Origin of the sequence: Panacibacter microcysteis (assembly GCF_015831355.1) — a bacterium.
GTDB classification, from domain to species: Bacteria; Bacteroidota; Bacteroidia; order Chitinophagales; family Chitinophagaceae; genus Panacibacter; species Panacibacter microcysteis.
In genome coordinates, this window is sequence record NZ_JADWYR010000002.1 from 1,758,689 (window position 1) to 1,772,295 (window position 13,607).

Genomic DNA, 13,607 nt, shown 5'->3' on the forward strand with positions numbered 1-13,607 from the left:
TAAAACCACCAATGAATACAGAACGTTGGAACAATATATTAGCATTCGACTTAGACTTTCCGCAAGCTGAGTATGGATTCTCCGTTCGTCTTGCTAACGAAAACAACTGGAACAAAAATTTTACCCAAAAAGCGATAACCGAGTATAAAAAATTCATGTACCTGGCCGCAACGGCAGATGCAATGGTTTCTCCATCAGAGATCGTAGATACAGTCTGGCACCAACACCTCATTTTTACACAATCATACCAGGCGTTTTGCGCTATTCTTGGCAAGAACGTACAGCACATTCCATCTACAAAAAATAAAGCCGAATTTGAGAAATTTAAACTTGCGGCGGAAAGAACAACAAAGCTCTACAATGCCAGCTTTGGAGACCAGCCAAAAGAAATTTGGAGTGCGTTAACTATATATGACGGTTTGCATCTTGCAAAAGGCCGTGTGAAGATCAGGACAATACTTGTTATAGGTATTTTATCTTTTATAGCACTTGCCACACCATTTTATTTCCTGCTAAAACCACTGTATGTACAAATAGATAATCCTTATTTTTTGATTGGTTTTCTTGTGTTAACCACACTTACCTTGCTAGGCTTGGAAGCATTTAATAAAAGGCAATTCAAAAAAATAGTACAATATTTCGATAGAAATAATTTCATTTTCGATCTTCAGCCTTCCGAGCTGATCTATTTAAAATCAAGGCAGCTTACAAACGTTATTCATACATCTGTAAATGAGCTGATCAACAACAACGCACTGCGCGTTAATGAAAACGCAAGTATTGAGATGTCGGGGTTTGGTACTGCAGATACATTGGAACAATTGCAAATTGCAAACGAAGTAAATGATGCCGGTGTTATAACCTATCCTGCACTTTTAAAAAGGCTATTATTAAAACCTGTTTTTTATACCGTTGCCTCTTGCATGGATGCATTCCGGAAGTATGTAATACGGTCAGAAAAATTTACACACTTGTTTCTTGCAAACTTTACGGGCCTTCTGTTTTTACTAATGCTTGTGTTTACAAGGCTTGTAACAGGTGTATTAAGAGACAAACCTGTTACATTGATTATTTTGATTATTACAGTATTCATTGCTGTTATAGTGCTTTACCTTCACCGCTTAGTCAATAAACTATTCTCTACAACAATACCCGATTTATACAAGGCAACTGTATTGCCTAATATAGATACGAATGCAAACTGGCAGTGGCTGTACTTTTTGTCCGGCAATGTTGTATTGGCCGCTCCTACACTTGTATTGATCAATAGCCTGGAAAAGAATAAATATAACGGCGGAGATTCAACCGGCGGTTCTTCCTGTGGTTCCTCATGCGGCAGTTCATGCAGCAGTTGTGGCGGATGTGGCGGAGATTAGCTGCATAAATGCATACGCAGGAAGGCTGATAAATCAATAGCATACAAACCGTGACACACATGTATTTCGATAAAATGCAACGCTGCAGTCGCCATAAAAACCGAACGCATAAGTGAGTGACACAACAGACGATGCCACAACGTACAAGAGCAGGTAACATAAAAACGATTAGTGTAAGCATTTGCTTATAACTTAAAGCTTTTTTATATGATTTACAGAAGCAGAGCACCATTAAGAATCGGCCTTGCCGGTGGCGGCACAGACGTAAGCCCATACAGCGATGAATTTGGTGGCGCTATTCTGAATGCAACCATCTCGCATTACGCGCATGCAAATATTGAACCCATAGAAGGCAACGGTATTATTATACAGGCACTCGATCAAAAACAGGAGCAACGCTTTGAATGGAACAATCAATTGCCTGTTGATGGTAAGCTGGACCTGCTGAAAGGCGTTTACAACCGCATACAAAAAGATTATGGCCTGCCTATTACCAGTTTTCGCTTAAGCACATTTGTTGATGCGCCGGTTGGCAGTGGCCTTGGTACATCATCAACGCTGGCGGTAGCAGTAACCGGGGCTTTTACAGAAATGCTGAAGCTGCCATTGGGTGAATACGATATAGCACACTATGCCTACGATATTGAACGTAACGACCTGCAACTGGCAGGTGGTAAACAGGACCAGTATGCAGCCACGTTTGGCGGTGTAAACTTTATGGAATTTTATCACAACGATAAAGTGATCGTAAATCCACTTCGAATAAAGCAGGATTATTTAAGAGAGTTGGAAAATAACCTGGTATTGTACTTTACCTCTACGAGCCGCGAGTCTGCTACAATTATAAAGGAACAGCAGAAGAACGTTCAGCAAAAAAATGAAAAGTCTATCGGGGCCATGCACCAGTTGAAGGAACAGGCGAAGATGATGAAAGAAGCATTGCTCAAAGGAAGGCTGCATGAAATTGGAGAGATTCTTGATTACGGGTTTCAGCAAAAAAGAAACATGGCAAAAAACATTTCGAACGATGCCATAGAAGCACTGTATGAAGCAGTAAAAAAAGCGGGTGCAACAGGGGGGAAAATAAGTGGCGCAGGTGGCGGCGGGTTTATGATATTTTACTGCCCCGGCAACAGCAGGTACAAGGTTATTGAAACATTGAATAAATTTGGCGGCGAAGTAAAGCCTTACAGGTTTACGAAAGAAGGCCTGAGTACGTGGACCACTTTGTAGCGCAGTCTGTGGTGCCGTGTACTGAAGGTTTACAACGGGATCTTATATTTTTTTATAAAACAGTTATGAGCAAACGTATAAAAGAGATCATCAGCGCATCGATTGAAACAAAACAAAAAATACTGGCAGATGATGCCATGCTGCAACATATTTGCGATGCAGTAAATACTGTAACAGCAGCTTTCAGGAATGGTAAGAAAGTATTGTTTTGCGGTAATGGCGGCAGCGCAGCAGATGCACAACACCTGGCCGCTGAATTTTCGGGCAGGTTTTATAAAGACCGTGCGGCATTACCATCTGAAGCACTCCACTGCAACACATCTTATCTTACTGCGGTAGCAAATGATTACAGTTACGATGTGATCTATTCCCGTATTGTGGAAGGTACCGGTAATGCGGGAGATGTGCTGGTGGGGCTTAGTACATCCGGCAATTCGGGCAATATTGTAAAGGCGTTTGAAGCCGCCAAAGCAAAGAACATGATTACCATTGGTTTTACCGGTGAAAGCGGCGGAAAAATGAAGGAGCTAAGTGATTACCTTTTCAACGTGCCATCTAAAGACACACCGCGTATACAGGAAAGCCATATTATGATTGGCCACATTATCTGCGAACTGGTTGAAACAAAACTCTTCGGGTAAAAAAAGCGTGATGAAAATTACTGAAGCCATTATTCTTGCAGGTGGTTTAGGCACGCGCCTGAGAAGTGTTGTTCCTGAATTACCCAAATGCATGGCACCAGTAAATGGCAAACCTTTTATCACTTATGTCATTGATCATTTACTGCAGCAAGGCATAAACAGGTTTGTTTTGTCTTTGGGTTACAGGCACGACATCATCAGCCGGTTTATTGAAAGTAATTATGCGGGGCTGGACGTTGCGTTTTCCGTAGAGCAGGAACCGCTGGGCACCGGAGGCGCTACCCGCTACGCATGCCTGAAAACAGTTACGGAACATGTGATGCTGGCAAATGGCGATACACTTTTTAAAGTAAACATAGAAGCGGTTACCGGGGCTCACTTCGGGAATAATGCCAGTTGCACACTAAGCCTTAAGCCCATGCAGGATATTGACCGGTATGGAGTGGTTGAAGTGAATGATGATCTGTCTGTAAAATCATTCAAAGAGAAACAACCATATACAGCCGGCCTGGTAAACGGAGGTTTGTATGCCCTGGATACCAAAGCATTTTTAGCTGCTTACCTGCCGCTGAAGTTTTCTTTTGAAAAAGACTACCTCGAAGTTTTTTATACAACAGAGAAAATATTTGGTGTAGTACAGGATGAATATTTTATAGATATTGGCATACCGGAAGATTACAACAGGGCGCAGGCTGAATTGTAAGATGCCGTTTGTAACCCGTGCTGACGCATAGCCGGCAGTACAAGTGAGTGACACAACAAAAGCATAATAGCAGCAATGCAGCCGGCTTCCCAAAAAAGTATTTAACAAATGATCGATTACAAAACCATTGATAAAAGCTGGACGCTATTTTTAGACAGGGATGGTGTGATAAATGAAGACAAGGTTGGAAGTTATATTTTTAACAGGCATGAATTTGTTTTTATGCCCGGTGCTGAAGCTGCCATCAAAACTTTCTCAGATATATTTGGGCTTATTGTTATTGTAACCAACCAGCGTGGTATAGGCAAAGGTTTAATGACGACTGAAGATCTCGAAGACATACATGCATATATGCGCGAAGGCTTGTCAACGCTTGGCGGCAGGATTGACAAAGTATACTTTGCACCGGAATTGCACGATGATGGCCCTAACCGCAAACCATTAACGGGTATGGCTTTGCAGGCAAAAGCAGATTTTCCGCAGATCGATTTTGCCAGGAGCGTAATGGTTGGTAATAAACTGAGCGATATGGAATTTGGCAGGAATATTGGCGCTAAAACGATCTTTATTCCCTCTACTGATCCGCAGACGCCATTTCCTCATGCAATGATCGATGAAAGACTTGAAAGCTTATTTGAATTTTCTAAACGATTGGGTTCCTTAACGATATCCTAAGGTTAGCAGGCACAACAATAAATAAAGCACAACCACGTAGATAATAACATGACGGCAAAAACAGCATATCAGACTTTTCTTTTGCTACTATTTTTTTCCTGCGCTTTTAATGCACGGGCACAGGATAACAGGAAAGTTCTGGCAGGTATGGAAGACACGCTGAATTACTATTCCAAACAAATGGTAACAGCACAGGATGCTTCTGCACGCTTTTATGCTGACAGTGTGTTTATTAAAAAGTTTGTACAGGCGTTAAAAGTGCCCAATTCGTTCTCATACCCGTTCGATTCAATAAAGACGGTTTCAAAATTGTACGCGCCGGATAGCTCCTTCCGCATTTACACATGGGAAATACAAAAAGATGAAAGTTATTTTCGCCAGTATGGTGCATTGCAGATGCAGACGAAAGATGGTTCACTCAAACTCTTCCCGCTTTTTGACGGGAGCGATTATGCTGTAATACCAACAGATTCTGTACGGACAAACCGCAACTGGATCGGCGCTATTTATTACCAGGTGCTGATGAAAGAATTCAATGGCAAACGATACTATACGCTGCTTGGCCTGGATGACAATGATTTTTCCAGTACCCGCAAGTGGATTGAAGTGTTGCACTTCGACAACAATGGCCAGCCGGTATTTGGTGGCGATTTTTTTGTATATAAAAATGAACCCAATAAACCTGATAATCCTGTTGCAAGATTTTGTCTTGAATTTAAGAAAGACGGTAAAGCAAGACTAAACTACGATGCTGCGCTGGATGCCATTGTATTCGACCACCTGGTAAGTGAAACGGGCAATACGCAATATAAATATGATTTTATACCTGATGGTGATTACGAAGGTTTTAAATGGAGCAACGGCAAGTGGGTGCACGTTAGCAAACTATTTGCCGAGCAAAAGCTGAAAGACGGACAGGCGCCTGTACCTGTTCCGTTCCGGGATGACAATGGCAACCCGCTTCAATAGCCTACTGCAACAGCTCAGTTGTAAGTATTTCATTGCTTAGCAGTGCTCCAAATACCTGCCATTTTTTATCTGGCGAAACATCGCCGCCTTTCGCAGAAATGTATTGCGCCACCAGGTCTTTACCGTAATTGTAATTGATTACATAACTCCTGTTGCGGCGAATAAAATCTACAGACTTGCGTGCGGTTTCGTCATTCATCAAACAATAATCTTTTAGCCATTGCATTGCCTGCGCCTCGCTCATGGTGTTGCCCAATAAACCCCTGCCAACTTCATTACGTGCATAGTTTAATGCACCTTTTAGTTCCAATGCGGCAAAATAACGTGAGATGCCTGTTGTATCCAAACCTGCAAGCGGTAATAACGTTTGCCGGGCAAACGCTACTTTCTCCTGGCCGGGAAAAGCTACATCAATACCATAATTGGCACTTCCTTCTGCTATTAATGATTGCGGGCTAAACAGCGGATACAGCGAGATTTCCACCCAGCCTTTTTCGCGGTAAAGGTTTTTCTCCAGCAGCATATTGTACACGTGATGGCCCGGGTAACTTTCATGGCTGCCCACATCTATTGCACGGTCTATGAATATCTGCAGGTCTGTGTTTATCTGTATCACACTTTTATAATTGCCTTTATACCAGTTATAGCCGCTCCATGGTTTATTGGTTACATACTCCAGTATAAAACTTTCTTCTTTGGGTAGATCGTAGTGCTGTAAGGTTCTTTCGCGGCATGCAGCAATGGCTGTTTTAAAAACCGTATCCAGCTTGTCTTTGGGAATAATAAACCTGTTTGCAAGCTCTTGAAAACGATCGTTGATGCTGCCACTGCCGGGCAGTAAATGGTCAAGCTTTGCGATTATTTCACGGTAATGCAATGAGTCGTATACAGGTGCCGTAACACCATAAAGATCCTTAGCTTCTTCATCAAAGCCGGCAGTATCACCTGCATAAATTTTTATACGTCTTTCAAAGGCTTTCAGCTGCGCTGCTATCCATGCTGCACGTTGGGCTACCGTATCGCTGGTATCGTGTAAGGCCTGTAATGCTGCGGTAAGTTCATGCACTGCATTCAACAAACTGTCTTTGGGGAACACAGCAGCAGGCTTTGCGGCAGGCTTTAAAGAACCGGGGCCATAATAAGCGTCTACAAAATCTGCATCGTACAAACTGATGGTAAGACCAAGACGCACATATTGCTGTGCAAGCGCATTAATATTTGTGGTCGATTGTTTGGCAGGTTGCCGGCTGCACGCGGCAATCAAACAAATTGCAACAATTAATAACAGTGTACGCATAACGTTCGTCTTTTTTATGGTAGTTTGAAGATACATTTTCAATCACTGTATATAAACTGTTTTAGATAAGTGGCAATTTTTTGGGGCCCGGCTAAAGAATATGCATGAAGCATCGTTGCGTCGCACTCTTGTACTGGTGAAGCTTTATTGGGCAGTGCGAAGACCTGCAATTTGTGCAGGTACTGCACAACGCATCGCTGTAGCTGCACAAAGCCCCGGACGTACAAGTGAGTGACACAACAGGCGATGCCACAAAGAACTGCTGCTGACCAACAAAAAATTATACTGATACCGCTACCTTTACGCATGCAAAACTTTGATACAGCCTGTGTACACCCTGTTGATGATAAGCAGCCAGGTGGCGCAGTTACCACACCTGTTTATACCGCAGTAGCCTACGATTATATTGATCAGCCGCTGCAATATCCCGGCTTTTATTCTACGTATAACCAACAGCGCCTCGGGCAGATTATCTGTAATCTTGAACAGGGTAACTGGGGTATGGTATTCAGTTCTGGCATGGCAGCAATCAGTACTGCTATCCTGTCTTTTATTCAATGCAACGAACACATTATTTTTTCAAAAGACCTGTATGGCGGCACACTGAAATTTGCCAATGAAGAGTTGCCCAAAAGAGGCATCCATTGCAGCTTTGCGGCCAATAATGCCCAAAGTTTTACAGACCTGCTAAGACCCGATACGAAGGTGATTTATATCGAAACACCATCAAACCCGTTACTGAATATAGTAGACCTGGCCGAAGTGGCGGCTATAGCAAAAGCAAACAATATTATTACAATAATTGACAACACTTTCGCATCGCCGGTAAACCAGCAACCGCTGCTGCATGGTATTGATATTGCTGTACACAGCGGCACCAAATACCTGGGTGGCCACAACGACCTTCCTTATGGCGCACTGGTGTCAAATAGCGCAGCGCATAAAGAGATTATTCATAATACAGCCAAAATGTATGGTGGTTCCCTTACACCGCAGGAATGCGCTCTTGCAGAGCGTAGCATCAAGACGTTAGCGTTACGCATCAACAGGCAAAACAGCAACGCGTTGTACATAGCTGAGTGGCTAAGTAAACATTTGTCTGTGGCACGGGTTTATTATCCCGGCCTTACATCTCACCCGCAACATAGCATTGCAGCAAGGCAAATGAGCGGCTTTGGTGGTATGGTATCTTTTGAGCCCAAAACAGATCTCGACGGCATAAAAAGACTGCAGCAAAATTTACGCATCATAAGGCCTGCACTGAGTTTAGGCGGGGTGGAAAGCCTCATCTGCTCGCCTGTTTTTACTTCTCACCGTTATCTTTCAAAAGACGAGCGGCTGGCAATCGGTATACAGGATAGTTTGCTGCGATTGTCTGTTGGAATTGAAAATGTACAAGACCTGGCAGAAGACCTGGAGCAGGCAATGCAGCACATTGCATGACACAACGCACTACAAATGGTTAAAGCAACACTCGCCGGATCTGCAATTATTGTTTTAACCTGGCACCAACTTTTTTAACAGTCTTCCTGAACAATGCCAGTTCCTCGCGCTGCTGCCTGATGAAGCTGTTGTCTTCCAGCGTACCAAGAACTTCATTCATCTCTTCGGCTGAATCATACACCATCGACCGGAAGGGGTTACTGTAGTCCTTTGCCCTGGATTCAAAAATTTTCTCATTCATCCATTCCCTGGTCTTTATAACATCAGCAAAAATTTCAGCAAGCATTGCCGCATTCAGCCTGGAAATCTTAAGGTTGTTAATTTCCAATAATGCAGCAACAGCATGTATGGTTTTATTGGTATTGTATGCATCGGCCAGCGTTGTATAATACTCGTGCACCTCATCCCACGAAGTAATCTTCCCGCTGTTTACATTGTTGCGTAACGCAGCAATATCCTTTTGCAACATCAGTTGCCCGCCTGCATTCATCCACTCTGTGCGTTGCGGGTTTTTAGGCAAGGTTTTCTTCAATCCATCAACTGAAGCAATCTTATGCTCCTGCACAAAACCGGCCAGATGATATGCGCCATAGTAACGGATCATCTGTATAAAAATATTGTATGCCTGTTGTACCTTTATAATAACTGTCTTGCGCCTGTTGTTTTCAAAATCAACGGCAACAATCTCAAGCGTATCTATAACCGGGTCATTTGCCTGCAACAGCAACTTACCTTTTTTTGCACACGCTTCATCTGAGCTATCCTGCTGTTCCTGTTGCTGGTAATAAGCCCGTCCTGTGTACAGTTCGAAAAGACCCAACGCTGTAAACATTTCATTGATCGTATCAGGTGCCAGGTAGTCGTACTCCAGTTTTTGTATGGGTTGTATGCGCTTATCGCGGTCGCCATACTTCCATGCGTTCCTGGCCAATGCATACATGTTGTACAAAAACCAGTATGCCGGCATTATTACCAGCCGGTCTTTGGATGTATCAATACTTACCAGTGAAAATGGTACAGGGATATTGAGTTCGTACGAGTAGTCAGCTTTTGCAAGAATGGTAAAACTCGCAAACTTTGAATTGTGTTTCAGGCTTACACACAAGCCCGGCCAAAAGCCACGGCCTGCAACAATCTCACCGTCTGCAGCCCTTGAGTTATGGTTAGAACCTATGGTAGCCCCGGCAGGAATATTACTTTGCCCCATCACCAGTGCGGCGCAAAGAAACGAGTTATTGTGGTGCTGCTCGTGTGCCGGGAAGATGAGCGAATTAAGCACCTCGCAGCAGGAAATTGTAGCATTGTTGCCAAGATAAGAGTTGATCAGTCTTGCACCATATTTCAATTGAGAATTACTGGCCATTACAAAACGCACTGCCTTTACGCCATAAAAGACGCGGCACCCAAAACCAATAATACCATTTACCAGTTCGCAACCCTCACCTATTTGCGAGGCACCCTCGGGGCCGGAATTGATTGTAAGATTTTTCAGCTTATTCGCGCCTTTTATATAGGCATCACTGCCTATCCAGACATCTTTGATGATGGCGCAATTTTTAATAACAGTGCGGTCACCAATTTTACCGTAGTATCCACGCTCTGTTTTAAACTGCTGTTCGGTGAATATTTTAAATTTCTCCAGTAACGTTTTGTCGTTTCTGTATTTGCTCCACAGCCACGCATCAGCAGGCAGCATGCCGTTAAAAGGAATCACACTCCTTCCACCGTTTTCGTTGCATATCTCCATCCATATACGCATAGATTCAGGCTCGCCCTGTTTCAAAATACCATTACCAAATTTTGCATGGTCGGTAGTGGCAGCCTCATTAACGTTCACAATGATCACTTCATTACCTATAACATAGTGAGAAAGATAATTCACATTGTCAACCACCACATTGTCACCAAGATCGCAACTGATGATGGTAGAATTATACAATCCTACCGTGTATTTCATATCACTAAATTCCAGGTATACCGGTTCCAGCTTTCCTATGCGTACAAGACCAAAAAATTTACAGTTCTTCACCAGCTCCGGGTCAAAATCATCACTTACCAAAATCTTCGTCCAGTCGTCACTTGCATTGCGGTTTTTAACCAGTGCCTCTATTTCATAAGCACTCAAATTACGGTAATCAATACCGCTTCTGTTCTGCAAGTCACGCAGGTAATATTCATTCACACCTTCAGGCAAATATTCGGGCTTAATAAAGTTGTATCCAAGCTTGTCAACCGGGCTTTTTTTGATGTTGTTCTGAGACATTGCAAAGTGTTTTTAGTAGCCCGGCGAAAGTACTACTATTCAGCTTTACTTGCGTCGCACTCTTGTACTGCATAGCCCTGTGCGGCACGTGCACAACCCCGTTACTGCAATACTTTATTGTGGCTGCCTGCAAGTGGAAAACAATTCATACACAATCTTGCTTAACCAGCACTGTTTAAATGCGTCTGAACGTATATTTGATTACATTCAATATTAGCTGAACATTATTTAGAACGATAAAGCTTATGAATAGCGTAATAAAGTATTGCATTGCTTCCTCCTCACTTGTGTTGATGTTTTCCTGCAACAATGAACCCGGTAAAAAAAATACAACAACAGACACCACTGCTGCAACCCACAGCTACAGTTATGATAAAAGTTTTCTCAAGAAACACAACGAAGGTGCATTCGAGCTGGTAAGTGATGACAGTACAGCCAGGGTTTTACTTTCAGCAGATTACCAGGGCAGGGTTATTACCAGTACTGCAGAAGGTAACGATGGCACCAGTTTTGGCTGGCTGAATTACAACCTTATCGGGGGTGCAGAAAAGAAAAAACAATTCAATCCTTTTGGTGGCGAAGAACGTTTATGGCTTGGCCCCGAAGGAGGACAATTTTCGCTATATTTTAAAGGCGGCGACTCCTTTAACATCAATCACTGGCAGGTACCTTTCCTGATAGATACTTTCACTTTCTCTCTCGACCAGTATTCAAAAAACTCCGCAACATTTACAAGAAAAGCACAGCTAACCAATTACAGCGGAACTGTCTTCGACATCTCACTCGAAAGAACGATCAACCTACTGTCAAAAGACAATGTTGCCACCGCAATTAGTACAAACATACCCGCTAACGTAAAGCTTGTTGGTTACGAAACCATCAATAAACTTACCAATACAGGCAAAGAAGACTGGACCAAAGAAAAAGGATTACTCTCTATATGGTTGCTGGGCATGTTTACACCTTCTCCAAAAACAGTTGTCATCATACCATTCAAACCCGTGGCAAATGCACGCACGTTTATAACAGACAACTATTTTGGCGAAATCCCGGCAGACCGCTTACAGGTAAAAGACAGCGTGTTGTATTTCACCTGCGATGGTAAATTCCGCAGTAAAATCGGCCTCTCTCCTGCCATAGCCAAACCAATAGCTGCCGGTTTTGATTTTGAGAAAAATGTATTGACAGTAGTAATACCAGAGGTACATCCCGATGCTCCTTATGTAAACAGCAAATGGGAAATACAAAAAGAGCCTTACAAAGGAGACGTTATCAACTCATACAACGATGGCCCATTGCAGGACGGCACTCAGATGGGGCCTTTTTTTGAGATTGAATCTTCATCTCCTGCCCTGGCATTGAAACAAAATGAAACAGGTACCTACAGGCAGGTAACCTGCCACTTTACGGGTGACTACAACAGCCTTAAAACAATGGCCCGGCAACTACTTGGCGTAAACCTTGACGATATAAAGAAATAACCATGCATCTTTTCAAAACCACTCGCGGCAATATTGTTTCATTCAACAATCGTTATTATTTACTGGCACAGGACTGGGATGAGATCATCAACAGAGACAACCTGCACGATCATTTAAAAAATGCATCCGGCAGCAGTGCGTTGATGAGTGACTCAGATGTGCAGGAGGCATTGACACATCACCTGTTGCCACCCATCGGTTCACAGGAAGTGTGGGCCGCGGGTGTTACCTACCTCCGCAGCAGGGATGCACGCATGGAAGAATCGGAAGACTCCGGCGCCGCAGATTGTTACCAGCGTGTGTATGAAGCATTAAGACCTGAACTGTTCTTTAAATCACTGCCACACCGTGTAAGGGGCCATAACCAATCAGTGAACATTCGTACAGACTCCACCTGGGATGTACCTGAACCTGAACTTACCCTGTACATCAACAGTAGTGGAAATATACAGGCTTACACAATTGGCAATGATATGAGCAGCCGCAGCATAGAGGGTGAGAACCCGCTCTACCTGCCACAGGCTAAAATGTATGAAGGCAGTGCAGCAATCGGGCCATGCCTGTATATTCCTGCAGCACCTGTTGCTTTAACCACAGTCATTCATATGAACATTTACAGGGGCGATAAGAAGATGTTTGATGACAGCACCACCCTGCAAAATATGAAACGCTCTTTAACAGAACTGGTCGCCTGGCTATACAAAGCCATGGATTTTGAATACGGGGCTTTTTTGATGACAGGCACCTGTGTTGTGCCGGATAACAGTTTCACACTACAGGAACATGATGTGGTAAACATAACGATAGACAACATTGGTACACTTACCAATACTATCAGCAGTCGATAAAAACCGGGGATTGCCGGATCAGCAATTGCACAAAAATCCACCGCCCTGCCGTTGATCATTATTACACCATTCTAAATACGCTTTATGCAAAAGTTTCTAACCATTGTATTTGCCATTTGCATTGTATTGCCTGCTTTGTCTCAACAAAAGTTCAACGGCATCAATTCAAACATGAGTAACATTTACCAGTTATCTGATGCCAAAACAAGAAGTATAAGCCCGGAAAATTTTAAGGGCGAAAAAGGCAAAGGTGGTATGGCCACCACGGGTACCGGTAGCGGGCCTTCAAGAGACCTTGGCCAGGGCTGGAAGGTAAGCCCAAGCGTGGTCATCAAATCAAAAACCACCTATACCGTTGCAGAAATAGAAGGTCCTGGTTCTGTTCAGCACATATGGATGACGCCCACCGGCAACTGGCGCTACTCTATTCTGCGTTTTTACTGGGATGATGAAACCACCCCATCTGTTGAAGTGCCGGTTGGTGATTTCTTCGGCATGGGCTGGGGCAAATATGCACACCTCAATTCCTTAGCCGTTACAGTAAATCCGGGCAGCGCATTCAACTGCTACTGGCCAATGCCTTTCAGAAAAAAATGCAGGATAACAATGGAAAACATTGCCAATGAAGATATGGTCTTGTACTACCAGGTAGATTATATTCTTACAGAAGTACCTGCA

12 protein-coding genes are annotated in these 13,607 nt (G+C 43.3%); 10 read left to right on the top strand and 2 right to left on the bottom strand.

Features of this window, described 5'->3' with window-relative positions; genetic code table 11:
• Positions 1 to 11: 11 nt before the first annotated feature.
• From I5907_RS19275 to I5907_RS19300, 6 genes are all read left to right on the top strand, one after another.
• Positions 12 to 1,376 carry a glycine-rich domain-containing protein gene (locus I5907_RS19275; protein ID WP_196992419.1) on the top strand — a complete coding sequence of 455 codons (1,365 nt, stop codon included), beginning with the start codon at positions 12 to 14 and terminating at the stop codon, positions 1,374 to 1,376.
• A gap of 207 nt (positions 1,377 to 1,583) precedes the next feature.
• Positions 1,584 to 2,609 carry a GHMP family kinase ATP-binding protein gene (locus tag I5907_RS19280; RefSeq protein ID WP_196992420.1) on the top strand — a complete coding sequence of 342 codons (1,026 nt, stop codon included), beginning with the start codon at positions 1,584 to 1,586 and terminating at the stop codon, positions 2,607 to 2,609.
• A gap of 65 nt (positions 2,610 to 2,674) precedes the next feature.
• Positions 2,675 to 3,250 (top strand): D-sedoheptulose-7-phosphate isomerase, encoded by a 576-nt coding sequence (locus I5907_RS19285; protein ID WP_196992421.1) that lies wholly within the window; start codon positions 2,675 to 2,677, stop codon positions 3,248 to 3,250.
• Positions 3,251 to 3,260: 10 nt separating this feature from the next.
• Entirely contained in the window at positions 3,261 to 3,953 is a 693-nt protein-coding gene (locus I5907_RS19290) for a nucleotidyltransferase family protein (RefSeq protein ID WP_196992422.1), read from the top strand.
• Between the two features lie 108 nt (positions 3,954 to 4,061).
• Positions 4,062 to 4,628 (top strand): D-glycero-alpha-D-manno-heptose-1,7-bisphosphate 7-phosphatase, encoded by a 567-nt coding sequence (locus I5907_RS19295; RefSeq protein WP_196992423.1) that lies wholly within the window; start codon positions 4,062 to 4,064, stop codon positions 4,626 to 4,628.
• An 81-nt stretch (positions 4,629 to 4,709) separates the two neighbouring features.
• A complete protein-coding gene (locus I5907_RS19300) occupies positions 4,710 to 5,597 on the top strand; it encodes a hypothetical protein (protein ID WP_196992424.1) in 888 nt (295 codons plus the stop codon).
• Between the two features lies 1 nt (position 5,598).
• On the opposite strand, the gene I5907_RS19305 is transcribed toward I5907_RS19300, so the two are convergent.
• Complete coding sequence (locus I5907_RS19305; protein ID WP_196992425.1) at positions 5,599 to 6,894, bottom strand: hypothetical protein; 1,296 nt, start codon at positions 6,892 to 6,894, stop codon at positions 5,599 to 5,601.
• A 306-nt stretch (positions 6,895 to 7,200) separates the two neighbouring features.
• Here I5907_RS19305 and I5907_RS19310 point away from each other — a divergent pair, with 306 nt between their 5' ends.
• Positions 7,201 to 8,337 carry a trans-sulfuration enzyme family protein gene (locus I5907_RS19310; RefSeq protein ID WP_196992426.1) on the top strand — a complete coding sequence of 379 codons (1,137 nt, stop codon included), beginning with the start codon at positions 7,201 to 7,203 and terminating at the stop codon, positions 8,335 to 8,337.
• Positions 8,338 to 8,383: 46 nt separating this feature from the next.
• Here the strand turns inward: I5907_RS19310 and I5907_RS19315 are convergent, their stop codons facing one another.
• Complete coding sequence (locus tag I5907_RS19315; RefSeq protein WP_196992427.1) at positions 8,384 to 10,600, bottom strand: DUF4954 family protein; 2,217 nt, start codon at positions 10,598 to 10,600, stop codon at positions 8,384 to 8,386.
• 245 nt (positions 10,601 to 10,845) lie between these two features.
• Between I5907_RS19315 and I5907_RS19320 the strand changes: the two genes are divergently transcribed.
• The 3 genes from I5907_RS19320 to I5907_RS19330 form a co-directional block, all read left to right on the top strand.
• Positions 10,846 to 12,081 (top strand): DUF6786 family protein, encoded by a 1,236-nt coding sequence (locus I5907_RS19320; RefSeq protein ID WP_196992428.1) that lies wholly within the window; start codon positions 10,846 to 10,848, stop codon positions 12,079 to 12,081.
• A gap of 2 nt (positions 12,082 to 12,083) precedes the next feature.
• A complete protein-coding gene (locus I5907_RS19325; protein ID WP_196992429.1) occupies positions 12,084 to 12,929 on the top strand; it encodes a fumarylacetoacetate hydrolase family protein in 846 nt (281 codons plus the stop codon).
• A gap of 84 nt (positions 12,930 to 13,013) precedes the next feature.
• A partial coding sequence (locus tag I5907_RS19330; protein ID WP_196992430.1) for a DUF2961 domain-containing protein occupies positions 13,014 to 13,607 on the top strand: 594 nt, incomplete at its 3' end.